The sequence below is a fragment of the uncultured Methanobrevibacter sp. genome (assembly GCF_902764455.1).
GTDB lineage: Archaea > Methanobacteriota > Methanobacteria > Methanobacteriales > Methanobacteriaceae > Methanocatella.
Genome location: NZ_CACWVY010000013.1, coordinates 21,361 through 40,723 on the forward strand (window position 1 = coordinate 21,361; position 19,363 = coordinate 40,723).

The 19,363-nt window shown below is 31.3% G+C and carries 24 protein-coding genes and 1 pseudogene; 6 read left to right on the forward strand and 19 right to left on the reverse strand.

From position 1 onward, the window contains the following. Nucleotides 1-32: 32 nt before the first annotated feature. The 3 genes from QZU75_RS04595 to QZU75_RS04605 form a co-directional block, all read right to left on the reverse strand. Nucleotides 33-620, reverse strand: a complete 588-nt coding sequence (locus QZU75_RS04595; protein WP_296881852.1) for a DUF998 domain-containing protein — start codon at nucleotides 618-620, stop codon at nucleotides 33-35. Nucleotides 621-622: 2 nt separating this feature from the next. Next, entirely contained in the window at nucleotides 623-1,558 is a 936-nt protein-coding gene (locus QZU75_RS04600; protein ID WP_296881854.1) for an SAP domain-containing protein, read from the reverse strand. Between the two features lie 215 nt (nucleotides 1,559-1,773). Next, entirely contained in the window at nucleotides 1,774-2,031 is a 258-nt protein-coding gene (locus QZU75_RS04605) for a hypothetical protein (RefSeq protein ID WP_296881855.1), read from the reverse strand. Nucleotides 2,032-2,079: 48 nt separating this feature from the next. On the opposite strand from QZU75_RS04605, the gene QZU75_RS04610 reads away from it, so the two are divergent. Then, nucleotides 2,080-2,244: a hypothetical protein gene (locus QZU75_RS04610; protein WP_296881857.1), complete on the forward strand. Its 165-nt coding sequence runs from the start codon at nucleotides 2,080-2,082 to the stop codon at nucleotides 2,242-2,244. A 55-nt stretch (nucleotides 2,245-2,299) separates the two neighbouring features. Here the strand turns inward: QZU75_RS04610 and QZU75_RS04615 are convergent, their stop codons facing one another. Further along, nucleotides 2,300-2,626: a hypothetical protein gene (locus tag QZU75_RS04615; protein ID WP_296881859.1), complete on the reverse strand. Its 327-nt coding sequence runs from the start codon at nucleotides 2,624-2,626 to the stop codon at nucleotides 2,300-2,302. A 190-nt stretch (nucleotides 2,627-2,816) separates the two neighbouring features. Here QZU75_RS04615 and QZU75_RS04620 point away from each other — a divergent pair, with 190 nt between their 5' ends. Continuing rightward, on the forward strand, nucleotides 2,817-3,341 hold the full coding sequence (locus QZU75_RS04620; protein ID WP_296881861.1) for a hypothetical protein: 525 nt from the start codon (nucleotides 2,817-2,819) through the stop codon (nucleotides 3,339-3,341). Here the strand turns inward: QZU75_RS04620 and QZU75_RS04625 are convergent, their stop codons facing one another. The 3 genes from QZU75_RS04625 to QZU75_RS04635 are packed head-to-tail and all read right to left on the reverse strand — an operon-like array spanning nucleotide 3,342 to nucleotide 5,656. Further along, the gene (locus tag QZU75_RS04625) at nucleotides 3,342-4,358 is read right to left on the reverse strand and encodes an alcohol dehydrogenase catalytic domain-containing protein (protein ID WP_296881862.1); all 1,017 of its coding nucleotides are present in this window, start codon (nucleotides 4,356-4,358) and stop codon (nucleotides 3,342-3,344) included. Continuing rightward, nucleotides 4,351-5,061, reverse strand: a complete 711-nt coding sequence (locus QZU75_RS04630) for a 2-C-methyl-D-erythritol 4-phosphate cytidylyltransferase (protein WP_296881864.1) — start codon at nucleotides 5,059-5,061, stop codon at nucleotides 4,351-4,353. Before QZU75_RS04630 ends, QZU75_RS04625 begins: the two co-directional genes overlap by 8 nt. 4 nt (nucleotides 5,062-5,065) lie before the next feature. Continuing rightward, nucleotides 5,066-5,656: a class I SAM-dependent methyltransferase gene (locus QZU75_RS04635; protein ID WP_296881866.1), complete on the reverse strand. Its 591-nt coding sequence runs from the start codon at nucleotides 5,654-5,656 to the stop codon at nucleotides 5,066-5,068. Nucleotides 5,657-5,824: 168 nt separating this feature from the next. On the opposite strand from QZU75_RS04635, the gene QZU75_RS04640 reads away from it, so the two are divergent. Next, entirely contained in the window at nucleotides 5,825-7,009 is a 1,185-nt protein-coding gene (locus QZU75_RS04640) for a coenzyme F420-0:L-glutamate ligase (protein ID WP_296881867.1), read from the forward strand. Between the two features lie 81 nt (nucleotides 7,010-7,090). Here QZU75_RS04640 and QZU75_RS04645 read toward each other — a convergent pair whose 3' ends face one another. From QZU75_RS04645 to QZU75_RS04675, 7 genes are all read right to left on the reverse strand, one after another. Beyond that, a complete protein-coding gene (locus tag QZU75_RS04645; protein WP_296881869.1) occupies nucleotides 7,091-7,681 on the reverse strand; it encodes a class I SAM-dependent methyltransferase in 591 nt (196 codons plus the stop codon). 310 nt (nucleotides 7,682-7,991) lie between these two features. After that, nucleotides 7,992-9,215: a bifunctional ornithine acetyltransferase/N-acetylglutamate synthase gene (gene argJ / locus QZU75_RS04650; RefSeq protein ID WP_296881870.1), complete on the reverse strand. Its 1,224-nt coding sequence runs from the start codon at nucleotides 9,213-9,215 to the stop codon at nucleotides 7,992-7,994. A gap of 12 nt (nucleotides 9,216-9,227) precedes the next feature. Continuing rightward, the gene (locus QZU75_RS04655) at nucleotides 9,228-9,710 is read right to left on the reverse strand and encodes a hypothetical protein (protein ID WP_296881871.1); all 483 of its coding nucleotides are present in this window, start codon (nucleotides 9,708-9,710) and stop codon (nucleotides 9,228-9,230) included. Nucleotides 9,711-9,731: 21 nt separating this feature from the next. Beyond that, on the reverse strand, nucleotides 9,732-10,934 hold the full coding sequence (locus tag QZU75_RS04660) for a hypothetical protein (RefSeq protein ID WP_296881873.1): 1,203 nt from the start codon (nucleotides 10,932-10,934) through the stop codon (nucleotides 9,732-9,734). After that, on the reverse strand, nucleotides 10,927-11,952 hold the full coding sequence (locus QZU75_RS04665; RefSeq protein WP_296881875.1) for a Zc3h12a-like ribonuclease: 1,026 nt from the start codon (nucleotides 11,950-11,952) through the stop codon (nucleotides 10,927-10,929). The genes QZU75_RS04660 and QZU75_RS04665 overlap by 8 nt, the downstream gene beginning before the upstream one ends. Before the next feature lie 73 nt (nucleotides 11,953-12,025). After that, nucleotides 12,026-12,769 (reverse strand): metallophosphoesterase, encoded by a 744-nt coding sequence (locus QZU75_RS04670; RefSeq protein WP_296881876.1) that lies wholly within the window; start codon nucleotides 12,767-12,769, stop codon nucleotides 12,026-12,028. A gap of 5 nt (nucleotides 12,770-12,774) precedes the next feature. After that, a complete protein-coding gene (locus tag QZU75_RS04675) occupies nucleotides 12,775-13,125 on the reverse strand; it encodes a nascent polypeptide-associated complex protein (protein WP_296881877.1) in 351 nt (116 codons plus the stop codon). A gap of 107 nt (nucleotides 13,126-13,232) precedes the next feature. Here QZU75_RS04675 and QZU75_RS12740 point away from each other — a divergent pair, with 107 nt between their 5' ends. Beyond that, nucleotides 13,233-13,337: a hypothetical protein gene (locus tag QZU75_RS12740; RefSeq protein ID WP_363139638.1), complete on the forward strand. Its 105-nt coding sequence runs from the start codon at nucleotides 13,233-13,235 to the stop codon at nucleotides 13,335-13,337. Here the strand turns inward: QZU75_RS12740 and QZU75_RS04680 are convergent. Next, nucleotides 13,296-14,360: pseudogene (locus QZU75_RS04680) on the reverse strand (aldo/keto reductase); the annotation flags it as partial. The gene QZU75_RS12740 and the pseudogene QZU75_RS04680 sit on opposite strands and share 42 nt — an antisense overlap. Before the next feature lie 199 nt (nucleotides 14,361-14,559). Here QZU75_RS04680 and QZU75_RS04685 point away from each other — a divergent pair. Continuing rightward, nucleotides 14,560-15,096: a DNA-3-methyladenine glycosylase I gene (locus tag QZU75_RS04685; RefSeq protein WP_296881880.1), complete on the forward strand. Its 537-nt coding sequence runs from the start codon at nucleotides 14,560-14,562 to the stop codon at nucleotides 15,094-15,096. A 175-nt stretch (nucleotides 15,097-15,271) separates the two neighbouring features. Here QZU75_RS04685 and QZU75_RS04690 read toward each other — a convergent pair whose 3' ends face one another. The 3 genes from QZU75_RS04690 to modA are packed head-to-tail and all read right to left on the reverse strand — an operon-like array spanning nucleotide 15,272 to nucleotide 17,887. Then, nucleotides 15,272-16,309, reverse strand: coding sequence for a sulfate/molybdate ABC transporter ATP-binding protein (locus QZU75_RS04690; protein WP_296881881.1), 1,038 nt, complete (start codon nucleotides 16,307-16,309; stop codon nucleotides 15,272-15,274). A gap of 25 nt (nucleotides 16,310-16,334) precedes the next feature. Beyond that, nucleotides 16,335-17,009 (reverse strand): molybdate ABC transporter permease subunit, encoded by a 675-nt coding sequence (gene modB, locus QZU75_RS04695; RefSeq protein ID WP_296881883.1) that lies wholly within the window; start codon nucleotides 17,007-17,009, stop codon nucleotides 16,335-16,337. 53 nt (nucleotides 17,010-17,062) lie between these two features. Continuing rightward, complete coding sequence (modA, locus tag QZU75_RS04700) at nucleotides 17,063-17,887, reverse strand: molybdate ABC transporter substrate-binding protein (protein WP_296881884.1); 825 nt, start codon at nucleotides 17,885-17,887, stop codon at nucleotides 17,063-17,065. Nucleotides 17,888-18,159: 272 nt separating this feature from the next. Here modA and QZU75_RS04705 point away from each other — a divergent pair, with 272 nt between their 5' ends. Continuing rightward, complete coding sequence (locus QZU75_RS04705) at nucleotides 18,160-18,573, forward strand: pyridoxamine 5'-phosphate oxidase family protein (RefSeq protein ID WP_296881886.1); 414 nt, start codon at nucleotides 18,160-18,162, stop codon at nucleotides 18,571-18,573. A 14-nt stretch (nucleotides 18,574-18,587) separates the two neighbouring features. Here the strand turns inward: QZU75_RS04705 and QZU75_RS04710 are convergent, their stop codons facing one another. After that, the gene (locus tag QZU75_RS04710) at nucleotides 18,588-19,307 is read right to left on the reverse strand and encodes a carboxymuconolactone decarboxylase family protein (RefSeq protein ID WP_296881887.1); all 720 of its coding nucleotides are present in this window, start codon (nucleotides 19,305-19,307) and stop codon (nucleotides 18,588-18,590) included. Nucleotides 19,308-19,363 lie beyond the last annotated feature (56 nt).

Sequence of the window (19,363 nt, forward strand, 5' to 3'; positions counted from 1 at the left end):
CAATAAAATAAAGGAAAGAGTATCCTAAAAATTTAGGATTTTATCAAATATACTCCACTGATAAAAGACCAGATTATTAATGTATAAACAGAAAGTCTTTCAAAAACAGGCATATAACTACTTTTGATATTGAAAAACATTACCCAAAAAACAATTATCCCTAAAAGACCTAATGTTAATGTTGCTTTCTGATATATATGGAAATCTTCCATTGATTTTGAAATGAAAACAAGCAACAAGTTACCGCCAAGGATTGCCATTATGGCACCCAATGTATGGTATCCCGAAGTTAAAGGATTGCCTCCATGAATCATTCCAACAATAACAACACCCAATCCAGTAACAATAGTTAAAATATAAATTATAAGCTTATTTTTAATTAAATAATCTTTAAATTTATAAAAAACACTGAAAATAACGGCCAAACCAATTAAAATAAAAGCTGAATTCATTAACCAAAATAAAGGAGAGTTCCCATTTGGAATTCCAAGTTCTGAAATCGTATGAAAAACATAAGTATTAAAAATGGAATCATTGAAAAAAGTTGCAGAGATGACTTCAGCTACAATATAGTATAAACTACCAACTATAAAGACAAATCCAGCAACTCTAGATTTCATTTTTAAATACCGAATTTTTTATTGAAGTATTTTTCTTTTAAATCAAAGTTAAGCTCTTCAATATCAGCACCGGCAAGTGCTTTTTTTAGAATCTTAAAACAAGACTTTTTAGGCACAGTAATATTGTGAATATTAGACAAATTCCAAATTCTATCAAATCTTTTCTTTAAGTTGCCCATGTCCAATGCTTCCACAACCCTTCTTAAATTGAGGATATTTGCTTCATTTATAACATCATATGTAGCATAAGTTTGCGCATCTAAAGAAATAGGGTTTAAACCTATTATATATCTTTGCAAATCATAATCCATGAATGAATTATAATCTCCATCATATGCATAAACATGTGCTTTTGCTGATAATGCATCTAAAAACACTAAAAAATGATTGGCAACTAATGATCTGGACAGAAATTCATCACAAAAGTTTAATGCAGTTTCAATTTTATCTACATTTGATGATTCGACATATGTTTCATAATCTTCAAATCTAAATGCAACAAGTGCAAAGTTGTATAAATCTATCCAATCATTTTCTTTTAGGAAATCCTTTGCCTTATCAGTTAATTCTAGATTATCATAAGAATTTTCTTTATTAACAGCCACATTTAAATTACTTGCATCTTTTGCTTCTTTCAGTAAAGGTAATACTCTCTCTACTAATTCACTTTTTTTACCTGAAACTTTTAAACCGTTTTCCCTTAAGATATCTTTAAGCTCGGAAACTATATATTTTTTAGATATTGTCTCAGCAGTTATTTCCACATTAGCTGAAACCTGAACATCACCTTCAAGATACCCTTCATCAACTAAATATTGAATACATTCCTCTGCTGAAGAAAAAGTTCCAAATTGATCCTTTTTTAAAACATCTTCTATTTCATTTCCATCGTTTAAAAAATTTAAAATATTATATACTTCTAATTTTTGTTCACTCACTTAAACACCCTTTATACTTCTCGACAATACATAGAAATTGCCGAATATTATATTAAACTTTCAATTAAGAAAGCATATAAATCTGAAATAAATAAATAGTCATTTATTTTGTAACTATTATCCTAATATATCTTTTTTAATTATTTTAAATATTTTGCATTTCCGCAACTTTTTATCACTATGATTAAAATAATTTAACAATTTCAAAAAAAAAATTATGGATTGCATGCCTCATCAGCCGCACCCATAACTACACTAATTTCATCTGACAGATTAATTTCAGAAATATTTTTTGGAGAGTCTAATTTAGCAGTATAATAAGCTTGAGCATAATTCATTGTTACAAAAATAACATCCTTAAAATCTATAATAAAAGTTTCCTCTGGAATTTTATTTAGAATATCAATTAGTTCCACTGCATCATCACTAGATTCTAAATGTGTACTAAATTCAGCACCAACATTAATAATCATTTTTCAACACCTACATTAATATTTAAAATTAATTACTAAAATAATTATATGAAAACTTGCCCGAAATGTGAGAGGGAATTGAAAAAAGTATTCCATGATACAACTGAAGAATTAGCAATTGAATCTTTAAATGGCGAAATAATACTTGGAAACTGCTGCAGTAGCGAATACAATTATTACTGCGAATACTGTGATGAGTTCTTTAAAGTCTAAATACTATCAAAAAAAGAGGATTTTGGAAATTTGTTTACAAAATTCAATCTAATAGTTATAATCCCAAAACATCTTTATCGGGGTCCGCATTTTTGAAGAGATTAATTTTAACATCACTTTTCCAAGTGAATTTCAAGAGTCCCGCATGAATTGTTTTTAAATCATCCTCTGAAAAACCGTCCAAATAGTAAATTTTACCAGTTTTACCTACATTCATCAAAAATCGTATCATATGCCGATATACCATTATTGAAAAAGGTTTGTATACTACAATATCGTCAGTAATATATTCAACCAGCTGATCGATTTCAAAAACATCCGGAGTGATAATCTCAACATTGCAATTTGGAAATTTTTCACAGATAATTCTTTCATAATCCACACTATCACCTATGAATATATTCTTCCTTGAAATATTTAAAACATAGTCAGTTTGAAAAAATCCAATATTAAATAAAAATTGTTTCTAGCATCCAAAATTGATTTAACCTTATTAAATTGCTTTAAATTAATACTAACTAATTTATAAACTTTAAAAATAAATATAACAAATACTAATTAAAGGTTATACTATGAATAAAAAAGATTTTGAAATAAGAACAGAAATAATAAAAGAAACATTTAATGATACTAGACATATTATATGCCACATCCCCATAGATGAACTCGAATTAGACGAAAATATTCGTCAAGAGGGTGATTTCTTTTTAACCGAAGATGGAGGAATTGTTGATTTGGAATTCCAATTAACTGATTTTAGAGAAGAAGAACTTGCAAAATATGTTGAACTTGCCGAAGATTTATATGAAAAACATGGACAAAAAGTTTCAATATACATAATTTGCCCAAATGAAATAAATGTTTATGTAAATGAATTTGAAATCCCGTCTGATGCTGATTTCACCATACGTTTAGCTCGTGTACATCAAGACATGTGTAAAACTATTCTGGACGGCATTAAAGAGAAAATAAAAAAAGAAAAAATCACCGAAGAGGATTTATATGTTCTTTCAAGACTTCATAAAATATGTAAAAAAGAAGAAAAACATTATTATATGTTGGAATACCTCAAAATAGCTAATCGTACGAGATTGTAATTATTTATTCCATTTTAAAATTGTTTTTCCAAAATTAGAAATATAATCATTATCAAAAGCTTCCTTCAAATCGTTTAAAGAATTTATTTCACATACATTGGTAATCAATTTTTCCAGATAATCAAACAAATCATGATTTTTGCTGAGAAGTTTGACAACACCAACAAAATCTTCCCTCTCCGATCTGCTGTTTCCCTGTACAGTCAATCCTTTTTCTAAAATCATCCTTGTGTTGATTGGAATTGGATATTCACTTACTCCAAAAAGATTTATTGTTCCCTGAGGATTAATCAAATCTATAATCTGGTCAATAGCTGACTGTGAAGCGCTTGAGCCTACACATTCAAATCCATGATCAACTGTCAGGTCATTTGGAACGTCGTGAATCCTATATATTTCATCAGCAAATGAAAACAGATTAAGGTTTTCCTGATGTTTTCCAAATACGATGATTTTGGAGTCTGGAAATTTTTCTTTTAAAAGAAGGGCAGTTATAAAACCCAGGTTTCCATCTCCCCAAACGCCCAGTGTATTTTTAGAAACAACATTCAGCTCTTCAAATTTGCATATTCCCTGAAAAGCAACAGTAATCAATTCTATAAATGCTGAAACATAAAGGTTAAAATCATCCGGAAGTTTTACAACACGGTCTTTATCAAGTTTTATCAAATCTGAAGTAAATCCATCAAATCCGCTGCCTCTGAATTTGGAATTATAAGAATAATTAGCTCTGCAAACATCTTCACCACAAGGAGTGTTCGGTATCATTACCACCTTATCGCCAGATTTAAAACTATTGGAATTATCAAAGACAACTTCTCCAATACCTTCATGAATCAAAGCCATCGGCAGTTTTTTATCTAAAATCTCAGCAGGTCGTGACCCCTGATAATATCTTTGATCTGCCTGGCAAATTGACAGAAATGTCGGCCTTACCACAACTCCGTCCAACTCCATCTCATCAATTGACTCTTCAAAGAATTTTGGAGATTTCAGTCTATAAACAATATTAATCATGTTTATCCTCAAGTATTGTATTGGCTAATTTTAAATCATAAGGGTATGTAATCTTAATATTTGTCACTTCACCCTCAACTAGATATACATCTTCATCTTTAAGAGTGAATATTTTGCATGCATCTGTTAGAATATTACTTTCATCTTCTGTTAAACTATTGATTAAATTGAAAAGTTTCTTTATATTGAAGCTCTGTGGAGTTTGGCCTTGGTAATAATAATCCCTCACAGGAATACTTTCAATAGTTGTAGCATTGATACTTTCAACAATGGTATCTGTAGCAGGAACAACAGTATCACATGCACCATATCTTTTTGCAGCTTCAATGTTATCTTCAATAATCCTATGAGTGACAAATGGCCTTACAGAGTCATGAGTGATTATTATAGACTCATCATCTATTCCGAAATTCTCATCAATATATTTTATACTATTTAACAAAGTATCGTTTCTTGTTTCTCCTCCTTCAATAACAATAATATCATCATTGGCATCAATATACTCGTCAATCAAGTGATTAGTATGATTTATAAAACTTTGAGGAGTTAAAACTATAATCTTATCAATTTTACTGTTTATTACAAATTTTTCAATAGTGTGAATGATTACAGGCTTATCGCCTAAATCCAAAAACTGTTTTGGAGTATCAGTTCCTCCCATTCTGGAACCAATTCCTCCTGCCAAAATAGCTGCAAAAATCATTTGATTACTCCTTTTCAAATATTATCAAATAGTGAGATTTTCCTTTTGGACTATCCATGCCCAATTCTTCATTCAGATATATTTTCTTAAATCCGTGGTTATTGAATATGTTTTCTAGCTCATCCGGAGCATATTTAATTTCAAGGGGAGGTCCAACATCCAAATCAATAGGATTGAAATCCACAACAGCGAATTTACCATTATCTTTAAGAATTCTGAGGAAATTATCAATAACCTCATCAATATTTTCAGCCGGTTTAAATCCATGAACAACATTAATCATTAAAACAATATCAATAACATCATCTTCAATTTGGACAATATCCCGTGTAATGTCTGCATTAACACTGATTAAATTTTCAATGCCCTTTTGAGAGATAAACTCTTCCAATTCATTGATAGCAGGTTCATAATTATCTACTGCATAAACCATTCCATCAGGAAGATAATTTTTGACTGCAGTTATTGCAATGTGGCCATCACCACATCCAGCATCCATGAAAACTTCATTACCCTTAAAATTCAACAGTTTCAATATTTCATCTGAATTAAAAAATTTGACACTTGATTTTGCATGATGAACATGTTCTTTCATTATCTCACCCTCATTAATAATAATCTTTAAAAAATAGTATTTAATGATTTTCAAGAAAAATGCTAAAAAAACTTAACCTATAAATAATTAAAGAAATAAAAAATAAATAGGTTGTTGGAACTAATATTCCGACAAAGGAATTTTATGATTTTATAGGAGCATAAAAAAATGAGATGCGTTGGTACGGTAGTACGCGGTATAAGAACCCCGATTATTAAGGAAAATGATGATTTAGCCACAATTGTTGTAGATTCATTGATGGCAGCAAAAGAAAGCGAAGGATTTGAATTCAGAGACAAGGATGTTGTTGCAATTACAGAAGCAGTTGTAGGAATTTCAGAAGGAAACTATGTAACTGTGGATGATGTAGCAGAAGACTTGAAATTAAAATTCCCATCCAAAAATATTGGAGTGGTAAATCCGATTTTAAGCAGAAACAGATTCTCCATTATCTTAAAAGGTATCGCAAGAGGAATGGACAAAATCACACTCTTAACATCTTTCCCATCAGACGAAGTAGGAAACGGAATATTGGATGAATCAATATTAGAAGAAAGCAAATACCACTTGGGAAGCATAATCTCTGAGGACGAATACAAAGAAACATTCGGATCATGGATTCACCCGTTCACCGGAATTAACATGATTGACTTTTACAGAGAATTAATTGAAGAAGAAGATTGTGAAGTCGAATTCGTATTCTCCAACGATATCAAAACAATTCTAGACTACAACACTGACGTATTAACATGTGACATCCACACAAGAGAAAAAACCACAAAATTACTCAAAGACGAAGGAGCACACGTTTACGGATTACATGAAATTTTAACCGAACCTATTGGAGATTCAGGATTTAACCCTGACTACGGACTGCTAGGTTCCAACAAAGCAACAGAAGAAAAATTAAAATTATTCCCAAGAACTGGAGACGCAATAGTCACTGAAGTACAAAAAAGACTAATAGACCTCACCGGAAAACAAATTGAAGTAATGGTTTACGGTGACGGAGCATTCAAAGACCCTGTTGGAAAAATCTGGGAATTGGCAGACCCTGTTGTTTCCCCTGCACACACAAGCGGACTTATCGGAACACCAAACGAAATCAAACTAAAATACGTTTCCGACAACAAATTCGCAGACCTAAAAGGCGACGAACTAAAAGCCGCAATCAAAGAAGAAATCAAACAAAAAGCTGCAGACTTAACTGGACAAATGATTACAGAAGGAACCACACCAAGAAGATTAACAGATTTAATCGGATCATTATGTGACTTAACAAGCGGTTCTGGAGATAAAGGAACACCAGTTATATTCATACAAGGATACTTCGATAATTTGTCAAACGACTAAATAATCGAAACCTTTTTCTTTTTTTCTTTTAAAAATATACAAAATAAGTTTTAGGGAATTGAATTCCCATTTTAATGAAAATTATTCTTTTTGAAACATGATTAAATAGTGGGACTTACCCTGAGGAATATCTTCACCTATTTCCTCATTTAAATAGATTTTTTTAAGACCATGTTTTTTAAAGAACCCTTCCAATTCCTCAGGAGAACTTCTAACTGGAGTTGGTGGTCCTTTTGGAACATCCCATGCTTTATAATCCATAATTGCAATCTTACCATCTTGTTTTATGATTCTAGCAAATTCACTAATAGCTTCATCAATCTTTCGGCTTGCTTTAAATCCATGGAAAACATTAACCATCAAAATAACATCGACAGATTCATCATCAACACCAGGAATTCCTTCGGTTATATCGGCTTCAATATTGATGAGATTTTCTACATTATTTTCAATTTTATATGTTTCCATATCTTCAATTGATGCATCATAAACATCAACTGCATAAACAGTACCATCCGGAAGATATTCTTCAATTACCTTAATAGCATTATGACCATCACCGCAGCCGGCATCCATAAATACTTCATTGCCCTTAAGATTTAATTCGCCTAAAATTTCATCAGAATCTAAAAACAATGCACTGGAAAATCCATGTGCCCTATGTCCATTCATAAATTTCACCTTAAATAATAATATTTAAAAAAATAGTATATAAAATTTGTCAATGTGAAATATAGTAAATAACAATCAAAAAATAGTTAGAATAATAAAAAAAGTTATAAGAGGATTATTTTTTCCAGGTTTGTTTTACTCCTCTTCCTCTTTTACTACCAGGTTTTGTATAACTTCTTTTTTGTCTGGTTCTTCTGTTAGTTCCTTTAACTTTTGCCATATTTTCCCCTCCTTGTAAATTGATAATAATAAAATTAGAAAATTTATATTACAAAAAAATATATGTTTTCAAGATATTTAAAGGTTTTCTTTAAGTGGTATATTCTGCATTAATTTTAACATAATCATAAGTTAAATCACAACCCCATGCAGTAGCTTCACCATCACCTAAAAACATGTCAATATTAACTTTAATGTTTTTTGACTGCATTATTTTTTCTGCTCTTTCAAGATATGGAGTACCCTCAAATGCCAATATTTCACCTTTTCTGACAAGATCCACATCATCAGTATCATCAGCAATAGCGATAGTCACTATATCAGGGTTTAAATCACAACCAGAGTAACCTATAGCTGAAACTATTCTTCCCCAGTTAGGGTCACCACCAAATACGGCAGATTTAAATAAGCTTGAAGAAATAATAGATTTTGCTGCAAGTTTTGCATCATTTTGGTCTTTAGCACCACATACATTAGCTTCTATGAATTTTGTAGCACCTTCACCATCACGAGCCATTTTCTTAGCCAAATCTATACATAGATAATTTAATGCCTCTTGGAAATTCGGATCAATTTCGCCATCATTAACAACATTAATGCCTGATTCTCCGTTAGCCATCATCAAACATGTGTCGTTAGTACTTTCATCACCATCAACAACAATCATGTTAAAGCTAAGGTCTACAGCTTGTTTTAGGGCATTGTTAATATCTTTAGATGGAATTATTGCATCAGTCACAATATATGATAACATTGTTCCCATATTCGGAGCAATCATACCGCTTCCTTTTGTAATTCCTGCAATTTTAACTACTTCCCCATTTGTTAATGTCACTTCAACAGCACATTCTTTCGGGAATGTATCAGTTGTCATGATAGCTTTGGCAGCTGCAAGGGAGTTTTCAGGTTCACTTCCTAATTTTGAAAGTGATTCATAAGCTACTTTAGATATTATATCAATAGGCATTTCACGGCCAATAACACCTGTTGAAGAAATTGCAATTTCCTCTTTAGGTATTTTTAAATCTTTAGATACTAATTCAACTAAAGTTTCACAATCTTTTAATCCTTGCTCTCCTGTAAAGCAGTTAGCATTACCACTATTTACAAAAACAGCAGAAACGATACCATTTTTAACTACATTTTTTGTGTACTTTACTGAAGCTGCAACAACTTTATTTTTAGTAAAAACCGCTGAAGCAGTACTATTAGGGCAAAAAATAATAGTTACGCCGTATTTTCCTTCACGAGCTCCTGATACTTTAAGATTTTCAATTACTGAAAATCCTCCATCCAAATATTTAATATAATCCATAAAAATCACCAATTAATATAAATGTTCAACTTTGTTGTAATAAGGATTATCTTCAACACCTAAAATTTCAGCTGACTTATTTTCATTAAAATCAACAGCATCTGATTCATCAAAGGTCACATCTTTTGATTTATTTAAATTAGATGTCATCTCTACTGTAACATTTTCAACATGTGGAGCATCAGTAGTATTATTAGTAATGTTTGTTGCATTGTTTTCTGCTTCAAAACTCATGAAAATACCCGCACCCGCCCCAACAATAAATGCCAACAATATGATAACCATTATTAAAACAGATTTTCCGCTACGCTTTTTCTGATTATTATAATTATTATTTCGAGAATATTGACGATTATAATTGTTATTATTATTAAAAGAATAACTTATATTCCTTTTATTATTGTTTCTTTTAAAAGAAGGTAAACGACTCTTTTTTTGATTATTTCTGCCATTACCCGCCCTTAAAACTCTCTTATCGTCTTTTTTTCGCCTCATATTACGTACTCTTTAAGTTCATTATGCAAAAAATGCATATATCAAAGCTATTAAAATTCCAACAAAACTGAACATGCCCAGTCCTAAAATAGACATTAAATATACAAATATAAACACAAATGCAAAAACACCGATTAATTTAGCTTTTTCATTTTCAACTAAGTTAATCAGAGTTCTTGAAAATTCTGATGGAATATTGTAAGCATATAATCCATTAGCTAATTCGAATACAACCAATGACAAAGGAGATGATGAAGGTAAACTGTCAACCAACTGTGCCCTTTCACCGGCTTCACGTCTGCTTCTGCCCACACCTGCTCTTATTTTTGCCCCATTATCCAAGGCAAACCAAGCAGCATCAAGGCCTGCACGAATAGCTAAATCTTTTGATGGGAATCTCGCAATGAAATCATCCCCACCTTCCCTATAACCTTCAAGTTCACCCTCACACTCTGTTTCGATGAAGTTTTTAATTCCAGTCATAAGGTCAACAAGCTGATTCCTACCGTTTTTATCAATGAATTTGGTGGAATCGATTAAATCAATGAATAAATAATTTTCCAAATCAACAGGATGAGATTCCTTAAGTAAAAATGGAGCATCGAAGACCAGAGCATATTCTCCTCCAAGCTTTGTAAATGCAATGCCTGGAAAACTACCTACATTTTGAGTGTAATGAATAGCTCTTTCAATGGAAGCTGCACCAGTCATTCCTACAGCAGAAATGACCTGAATACCTTCTGATAATCCAATACCTATAAGTTCAATAGCTACACGAATTGCATCGTTTTTGCTTAACATTTTTGCAACAAGTTCTGTAGCTGTTTTTTCAACAATTTCTCCTTTTTCTGTTTGTATGATTTTAACAAATATATTAATAAGATTGGAAGGACGTTCCAGTTCCACATAAAGATAACGGTCACTACCCATAATAATATTACTTACAAGAGCATATTCCTCAACCCTATTTTCAGCAGGAGTCAATTCATAGAAATTATAATCTTTAGGAATATTCTCTTCACCCACATCACGAACCAGATTTTCCAATATTGTATCTGAAGTGATTTCAGCTTTTTCAAGCTCGAAAAGAATAGTTTGAGTATAGTTAAATAACTCTACATATTCTGTTTCCAGATTGTTGGTTGGAAAAAATTTGGTTCCAACAGCAATTGGATTAAGTTTTGTGGTCAACTTAATGTAGGCCCTAGTTAAAAAACTAGTCATCGAATGCATCTCCCTGTTCAAGCTCTATTTCAAAGTCACCTGGTTTTTCTAAAAGCATGTCAGGTTTAACTGATACAAATGGGAATTTCCAAGATCCGAGCCTGCCGGCAATTGTACTTGCAATATTTCTTGAGTTTCTTTTAATGAACACCTCATCATGTGCGCTTACACGTATTAAAATATTATATGGAGCGTTTTCTGTTACTTCATCGGCAAGCAAAATATTTAATTCAAAATTACCTGGTCTTGTGAATAAATCATTACGCACAGCAATTAAAGGTTTTTTCTCAAGACCCAACCTGTCAGCCACAGTTACGGAAATATTTCCTGCATTTTTAACAGCTAATTTATAATCTTTAGGATGCACCAATACAAAAATCACATACGGAGCCGCAACTTCAACATCATCAACCATTTCTACAATTTTATTAAACATAGGTATTTTAGAGAAAATATTTTCAAGCTTTGATTCCGCATTGTTTTCATTGTCAATACGAATAATAGCCTGTTTTGCAATGTTTAATGGGGAAATTTCCAATCCTTCCTTACCAGTATATATTTCCCATCTTTTAAAGTTTAACTCTTTGATAATTTCATCACATATGTGTTGAAGAATATTCTTATCTTTTTTAGGTTTGTTTGGTTTTCCAAATGTAAGTCTTCCATTATCAATGATAAAAGGAATTCTCATTGAGGATACATTTTTAAATTCAGCAGCATAATCTCTGAATTTATCATTAGATAATACTTTTGCTTTTTCAGCTGTAGCAATTTCCAAAATAAAATGATCAGCATCATTACCTGCCGGAACTTCTTCTACATTATCACTTTCCAACAGTTTCAAGAATTTTTCCTTATCATCAATATCATGACGAAGTGATGCGTCAGCAATAATTACAAACTCATGCTCACCTTCTTCAAGCGCTTTAACCGCTGCTAGAATATTAGCCATTTGTGGTTCGCCATTTTGATTTTTAACATGAAAAGCTACATTAGAAGCATCAACTACAACTTTCATAATATCACCTAACATTTAACATTTTTTAATTCAGTATACTATATTTGTACGATTGTATTATTTAAACTTATATTTATAATGAATTTCTTGGATATTTTCCATATAATAATTTTTCGCCACCAACATAATTTAGGAAAATCTTTATTTCATCCTCTGAAATATCATAAACAATGTAAGAATTTTTATTTTTTCCTCTTAATTTATTAGAACATAATGACCCTGCATTAACAACAATAGTGTTGTTTATTTTCCAGATATTAGCAACATGCTTATGTCCTGATATGACAAGATCCACTTCATGAGTTGTTAATGTCTTTAAAATGTCTCCAGCATCAGATAAAACATTACGTTCACGTCCTGTTTGAGGAATAGAAATAACATGATGATGCAAAGCCACAATAGAAAAGTGATTATTAATTACACATTCATCCAATTGATGTTCAAGCCACATGTGCTGAGGACTTCCAATATGCCCATTGTCCACATCTGGAGAACTGCTGTCAAGACCTATAATTGTGTAATTTTCGCCAAATGTTAATTTCCAACTTTTTTCACCTATCAGTTCTTCAAAAGTCTGATAACCAAGGTTACGTGCATCATGATTTCCGGGAATGGCGAAAAGAGGTGCCTCAAACATTTCCAGATATCGGGTTGCCTGTTTGAATTCCCTATAATAACCATCATTAGTGATATCACCAGTTAATATAATCATGTCTGGCCGCAATTCATTTATTTCAGTTACAGCCTGCATAAACAAGTCCTCATCAAAAGTCAATGGGCTTAAATGCAAATCAGAAATATGTGCAATAATTGTCATTTTATCTATTGATTTAATTTCATGATAGCTTCAGCTAAATCTCCTTTACATTCTTCAAGTGCTGCTCTTGCTTCATCTTCTGAAACGTTTGCACTGTTAGCTACCATTTCTACATCTTCATCAGGAATTTCAACTTCATATTCTAATTCAACTTCACGAGCCTTACCTTCAACTTGGTATGTTTCCTGACCCATTACATTCATTAAACTTACGCTAGGCTCATCAATGATTAATTCTTTGTCATCAAAACGGATAATTACTTCACGAACACCTTCAAGGTCTTCCATTTTCATACCCATCTTTTTCATTTGTCTTTCCATCTGTTTCATTTGTTTTTTATTCATACCAGGAATCATATCTAAAACCTTCAATAAATTAACTATTTATAAATATATAATTAATTATTATTAAAAGTTGCTTTAAAAAATTAAAAAAAAATAGAAATGGATTAATTAGTAAATCCATAACCTTCAGTTTCAAATGTTTTTGCAACGTCTTTCAAGACTTCAGGAATATTTATCTGCTGAGGACATTCCTCAATGCAGCTTTCACATTCGCTGCAGTCTGAAGCAATTCCAACATCAGGAAGCTTTGAATAATTCAAATAAGCATTTCCATACTGTGTCCATCCGGTTTTGTCATCGAGTATTTTTTCCTTATTATATAAATCAAAGATTTTAGCAATGTCAATTTCTTCAGGACATGCATCCACACAATATCTGCATTTTGTACAGTCAACGGTAATGTTGCTGTTAATGATTTGTGAAACTTCTTCTAGGAGTTTAAGCTCTTCATCATTTAACGGATCCGCATTTTTAATTTCCTCAATATTGTTTTCAAGCTGCTCCAGATTACTTGCACCTGTCAAAACAACACATGCATCCAGATTAGCTACAAATCTCATTGCCCATGAAACAACCGACCTATCAGGATTATAATCTTTCATGAGTTTTTCAGCTTCTTTTGGCACATCAGCTAAAAATCCTCCTTTATAAGGTTCCATAATCATTACTTGTTTATCATATTTTTTTGCAACTTCCAAACACTTTTTTGATTCAATTCCTTCATCTTCCCAGTCAAGATAATTTATTTGAAGCAGTACAAATTCCAGCTCAGGATGCATGAATAAAATTTCTTCCAAAAATTCGGCATTACCGTGAGTGGATATTCCAATATGTTTAATGAATCCTTCCTCTTTTTTCTTTTGGATAAATGAATATAAATCTACATTTTTCCATGCCTCTTCTGTAAATCCGCTTACGTTATGCAACATATAATAATCAAAGTAGTCTACTCCACATTTTTTTAGTTGATCAGCAAATATCGGTTCCAATTGTGATTCTTCGGTAATTACAAATAATGGTAATTTTGTTGCAATTTTAAATGATTCACGAGGATATCTTTCAACAACACATTTTTTAAATGCATCTTCACTTACTCCTTCATGGTAAATGTATGCAGTATCAAAATGATTGAATCCAGCATCCATATATGCGTCTACCATTTTATTTACCTGCTCATAATCGACACTTGTAAAGTCGTTTTCATCCAAAAGAGGAAGTCTCATCATTCCCATACCTAAATTTTTCATTTCCAATCCCTCAAAATAATTTTTTGCTCAGCATATAATCTTTAACATAACCCCCAGAACAAAAAAACAGTTTTATGTGTTATGTTAACTATCTTTAACATTATTTTATCCGTTATACATATTAAACTCTTTTAGCATATGTATTAATCTTAAGTTTTCTTAAGAATATATTTAAACAAAGTAATCAATAATTATTCCCATGAAGAAAAAACGATGCGAATGGGCAACTGATGATGAAATATATATGAAATATCATGATGAGGAATGGGGAGTTCCAACTCACGATGACAGAGAATTATTCGAATTTCTTGTACTGGAATCCTTTCAGGCAGGATTATCATGGATAACAATCTTAAAAAAGCGTGAAAACTTTAAAAAAGCTTTTGATGATTTTGATGTTGTTAAAGTGGCAGGCTATGATGATGCCAAAATCAACGAACTGAGGGAAAATCAGGGAATCATCCGCCATAAAGGTAAAATTACATCTGCCATAAATAATGCCCAGGTTTTTATTGAAATTCAAAAAGAATTTGGAAGCTTTGATAAATACATTTGGAGTTTTACTGATGGAAACATCATAAAAGCAGAATATTTAACCGAATCCGAGTTATCCAAAAGCATTTCAAAAGATTTGAAAAAAAGAGGTATGAAATTTGTAGGCCCTACAATCATTTATTCTTATCTTGAAGCTATAGGAATAATTGACAACCACCAGAAAAACTGCTTCAAGTTTTAACATTAACAATCCCATTTTAATTCAAAATTTGGTTGTGATATATACCATGCTGAAAAAAGCAAGTCAAAAAACACAATCATTAATGTTAATGAAAAAAAGCATCAAATAAATTGAAATAAATTAATCTAAATATTAAAATAAATTATCGAAAAATTTACTAAATCATATGATTAAGTTAATCCTCCAGTAAGATTATATTTTTAGGATCCACTTTCAGATAATCCGGAATCTCAAATTCATGTTCATGAATCTGCTTGTCGCATTTCCACCATAAACCGTTTGCCAGAGTAATTTCCCATTCAAAAGGCTTTTCAAATTTTGTTGAATTTCTAGTATCAAACACATTAATATCATCAACATTAGCTGGAGAAAAATCATGTGCTCTTATTCCCATATGAGTTATGTTAGGAGATATTTTTTGAGATACTTCAAATATTACTCCCCAATCCAAGGATTTGACATGATAATCATCAATAATTTCTATTTTAGATATATTTTTACAACCAGTTATTCTTGCAACCTGAATCCTTTTCGGATTTTCGAATAATTCATGAGTTTTTCCTTTTGCTATAACCTTTCCTTTATCCAGTATAATAAGTTCATCGCAAAACTGGAACACCTCATCACGGTCATGAGTAACCAAAATAGAAAATCCGTCAAAATCGTTTAGTAAATTAACAAGTTCAATACGTAACTGCTCTTTTAAAAAAGAATCCATAGCACTAAATGGTTCATCTAACAATATGACATCTGGACCATAAGCCAATATACGAGCTAAAGCTACTCTTTGCTGCTGGCCTCCAGACAATTGTCTAGGGTATCTTTTTTCAAGCCCTTCCAAATGAAAACGTTTAATCATTTCAGATACAATATTTTCATCATGATTTTTAGAAAGACCTGCAGCAACATTTTCTTCAACAGTCATATTGGGGAATAAAGCATAATTCTGAAATAAGTAACCTACATTTCTTTTTTGAGGTTTTAAATTAATTTTTTTATTAGAATCAAAATAAATAGTTTCCTTATCTGTTTTGAGACTTACAAGACCCTTATCGGGATTTACAATACCTGCAACCGATTTCAATGTCATACTTTTTCCGCAGCCAGAAGGACCAAGAATACCAAGACATCCTTTTGTCAATTCAAAATCAACTTCCAAGTCAAATTCACTAAGTTCCTTTTGGATATTTACTTTTAACAGTTTATTACTCATAAATTACACCATGACATTGGAAAAATTATTTCCATTGTTTTTCTTTTCGTATAGTGACAAAATCCATAATAAAGATAGCTATAAATGCTATAATGACAATGAAAATTACATAGCCAAAAGCATCCCCCATATTTCCCGCAGCTACTTCTGAGTAAACAGCCATAGGGAGAGTTCTGGTTTGATTTGCAATATTTCCCGCAATCATAGCTGTAGCACCAAATTCACCTAAACCACGAGCATAAGCGAGAATTCCACCACTGATAATTCCAGGCAACGCATTTGCAAATAAAACTTTCCAGAAAATTTTCCACTCAGACATGCCCAATGTACGGCCGGCATCCAAAAGATTAGAATCAACCTGTTCAAATGCGCCCCGAGCAGACCTATACATTAAAGGAAAAGACATGACAACTGCAGCAATAACAGTAGCAGACCATGAAAAGGCTATTTTCACAGCGAAAAAATCAATGAAAAATTTACCGATTGGTCCCCTAACACCAAAAATCCACAATAAAAAGAACCCCACTACAGTAGGAGGCAATACAATTGGAAGTGTGAAAATTCCATCAAGTACAATTTTTATAGTGTCCTGTTTAATCTTAACAATGCCCCAAGCAACAATCAAACCTATAAAAAAGGTAATAAAAATTGATACACTTGCAGTTTTCATTGAAATGAAAATCGGAGACCAATCTGTCATGTCTTTACATCCCTCAACAATAATTAATTATTCATACTATATAAATACTGAACCTATTCGTGAATAGTGAAACCGTATTCTACAAAGACATCTTTAGCTTCTTTAGTTTGTAAAAAGTCCATGAATGCATCTGCACCAGCTTTATTAGTTGTGTTTTTAAGTTCAGCAACCGGATAAATAACAGAAGTGTTTAAAGATCCTTGAGGAGCTTCACAAACAACTTTTACATCCTTAGTTGAATTAGCATCAGTAGAGTATACAATACCACAGTCAGCAGATCCTTGAGCTACCTGATTTAATACTGCAGTTACATCAGTACCTAATGATAATTTAGACTGTACTGAATCCCAAGCACCTAAGTTGGTTAATACTTCTTTAGCATATTGACCTGCAGGTACAGATTCCGGATTTCCAATAGCTATGTTACCACTAACATTTTTCAAATCATCAAATGAAGAGATATTTGAATTTGAGTTAGCAGGTACAATTAAAACAACTTTGTTTTCTAAGAATTGTTTATTAGTGCTATTGTCAATATAACCTTCACTAGCTAATTTGTTCATCTGTTTGTTTGCAGCAGACATAAATATATCTGCTTTTAAACCGTTTTCAATTTGAGTTTGTAAATCCCCACTTGAAGCATATGTAGGAACAACTTTTGCTCCCGGATATTTTTTTTCAAACATTGGAATTAATTTTTCATCATAAACATTTTTTAAACTAGCCGCAGCCGCTAAATTAACATCACCTGTTACATTAGCATTAGTATTATTAGAATCATTGTTTCCTGAAAAATCAAATAAACCTGCAGAACATGATCCAATACCGACAACTGCAACAATTGCTAAAATTGCAATTAATAATATCTTTTTATTCATTTTATCCTCCATATATAATAATTGTCGTTGTGAATATATATTCACATATGCTATAATTTATTTGTGAACAATATATAAAAGTTTTGTTATGAAAACAAAATCAATAAAACATATCGATAAATTTAAAATTATTTAAAAATGTTATTATTAAAAAATGAACAATTTACGGCAAAATATCGAACATAAATAAAATTACAATCATAAATTGAAAAATCGAAAATAAAGTGAATTAATATAGATAATTTATATATTCAAAAAAACAATGTTATATTATGTCAGACATTAAAATAGTTGATGATTTTCTATCAAAGGCCGAAGTTTTTTATTTAGCAACAACAAAAGGCGATCAGCCAAAATGCAGACCGTTTGGTTTTCATTATCTTGAAGAAGGAAAAATTTATTTTACAGCTGCTACATTTAAAGAGGTATTCAAACAAATTCAAGAAAATCCTAAAGTAGAAATCGTTGCATATGATAAAGAGAATGATACATTCCTAAGATATTACGGAATTGCAAAAATAGTCAAAAAAGACAAAGTTGTTGAAAAGGCATTTGAAGAAGTACCTGAAATAAAAGAGTTTTTCGTTAAACATAACCTTGAATTAGGCGTATTCTACATAGATGATGCCACAGCAGAAATAAGAAACGAATTAGATATAGAAAAAAGTTATACATTCAAATATTAATTTTCTTCCATAATCTATTCACATATTTCATTTACAATTGCCAAAGCATTTAAAGATCTTGGAAAACCTATATACGGCATTATAACAGTTATTGCAGAAATTAACTTTTCTTTGTTATTGCCTACTGTCAAATTGCCTTGAGTATGGCCTCTTAACTGATTTTCACATCCGCCTAAAGTTGCAATGAAAACAAATGTAATTAATTCCCTTAGTTGGTCATCCAAACCATCACGTGTGTAAAAATCGCCAAAACAAAATCCTTCAAGAAATCTATTGAAATGTTGCTGGTCCACGGGAGTGTTTTTGTTCATTATTTCAATCATTTCACTTCCAAAATATTTATCCTGAAGTTTGCGGCCTTCAACATATCTGTTTGAAGCATCAGTATTTGACCTTGGAGGTAAAGGCATTTCTATTTCTTTTTTCTCAAAAACTTTAATTACAACACCAAAAAAGTTATGTGCCCTTCCAAAACCGACATATGGAACTGACTGATAGAGCAATTCCTTAACTTCTACAGGAGTTATATCACAATCCAAAGCAGACAATAAAATTTTTTTAAATGCTTTAGGAGATTGACATGCAATCAAACTGGCCAAGGTTACTAAAATAGATTCTTTTTCTGTTAATGTTGAATATTCAAACACTTCACCATAAGCAAAGTTCTTAAAGATTTCATAAAATTCGGGATCATTTTTTTGAATTCTTCCAAAATTGTCAAATAATTTTTTCATGAAAATAATTTTAAAAACCAAATATAAAAAAGTTATTGATTAAATAATTAAAAAAT

What these genes read in the sequence shown, in the direction of transcription:
- QZU75_RS04620 (WP_296881861.1), top strand. Translation starts at nt 2,817, where the DNA reads ATGAATAAAAAAGATTTTGAAATAAGAACAGAAATAATAAAAGAAACA.
- QZU75_RS04605 (WP_296881855.1), bottom strand. Translation starts at nt 2,031, where the DNA reads ATGATTATTAATGTTGGTGCTGAATTTAGTACACATTTAGAATCTAGT.
- argJ (WP_296881870.1), bottom strand. Translation starts at nt 9,215, where the DNA reads ATGGATTATATTAAATATTTGGATGGAGGATTTTCAGTAATTGAAAAT.
- QZU75_RS04660 (WP_296881873.1), bottom strand. Translation starts at nt 10,934, where the DNA reads ATGACTAGTTTTTTAACTAGGGCCTACATTAAGTTGACCACAAAACTT.
- QZU75_RS04655 (WP_296881871.1), bottom strand. Translation starts at nt 9,710, where the DNA reads ATGAGGCGAAAAAAAGACGATAAGAGAGTTTTAAGGGCGGGTAATGGC.
- QZU75_RS04640 (WP_296881867.1), top strand. Translation starts at nt 5,825, where the DNA reads ATGAGATGCGTTGGTACGGTAGTACGCGGTATAAGAACCCCGATTATT.
- QZU75_RS04630 (WP_296881864.1), bottom strand. Translation starts at nt 5,061, where the DNA reads ATGATTTTTGCAGCTATTTTGGCAGGAGGAATTGGTTCCAGAATGGGA.
- QZU75_RS04675 (WP_296881877.1), bottom strand. Translation starts at nt 13,125, where the DNA reads ATGATTCCTGGTATGAATAAAAAACAAATGAAACAGATGGAAAGACAA.
- QZU75_RS04710 (WP_296881887.1), bottom strand. Translation starts at nt 19,307, where the DNA reads ATGAAAAAATTATTTGACAATTTTGGAAGAATTCAAAAAAATGATCCC.
- QZU75_RS04690 (WP_296881881.1), bottom strand. Translation starts at nt 16,309, where the DNA reads ATGAGTAATAAACTGTTAAAAGTAAATATCCAAAAGGAACTTAGTGAA.
- QZU75_RS04685 (WP_296881880.1), top strand. Translation starts at nt 14,560, where the DNA reads ATGAAGAAAAAACGATGCGAATGGGCAACTGATGATGAAATATATATG.
- modB (WP_296881883.1), bottom strand. Translation starts at nt 17,009, where the DNA reads ATGACAGATTGGTCTCCGATTTTCATTTCAATGAAAACTGCAAGTGTA.
- QZU75_RS04625 (WP_296881862.1), bottom strand. Translation starts at nt 4,358, where the DNA reads ATGATTAATATTGTTTATAGACTGAAATCTCCAAAATTCTTTGAAGAG.
- QZU75_RS04670 (WP_296881876.1), bottom strand. Translation starts at nt 12,769, where the DNA reads ATGACAATTATTGCACATATTTCTGATTTGCATTTAAGCCCATTGACT.
- QZU75_RS04645 (WP_296881869.1), bottom strand. Translation starts at nt 7,681, where the DNA reads ATGAATGGACATAGGGCACATGGATTTTCCAGTGCATTGTTTTTAGAT.
- QZU75_RS04595 (WP_296881852.1), bottom strand. Translation starts at nt 620, where the DNA reads ATGAAATCTAGAGTTGCTGGATTTGTCTTTATAGTTGGTAGTTTATAC.
- QZU75_RS04705 (WP_296881886.1), top strand. Translation starts at nt 18,160, where the DNA reads ATGTCAGACATTAAAATAGTTGATGATTTTCTATCAAAGGCCGAAGTT.
- QZU75_RS04610 (WP_296881857.1), top strand. Translation starts at nt 2,080, where the DNA reads ATGAAAACTTGCCCGAAATGTGAGAGGGAATTGAAAAAAGTATTCCAT.
- modA (WP_296881884.1), bottom strand. Translation starts at nt 17,887, where the DNA reads ATGAATAAAAAGATATTATTAATTGCAATTTTAGCAATTGTTGCAGTT.
- QZU75_RS04635 (WP_296881866.1), bottom strand. Translation starts at nt 5,656, where the DNA reads ATGAAAGAACATGTTCATCATGCAAAATCAAGTGTCAAATTTTTTAAT.
- QZU75_RS04665 (WP_296881875.1), bottom strand. Translation starts at nt 11,952, where the DNA reads ATGAAAGTTGTAGTTGATGCTTCTAATGTAGCTTTTCATGTTAAAAAT.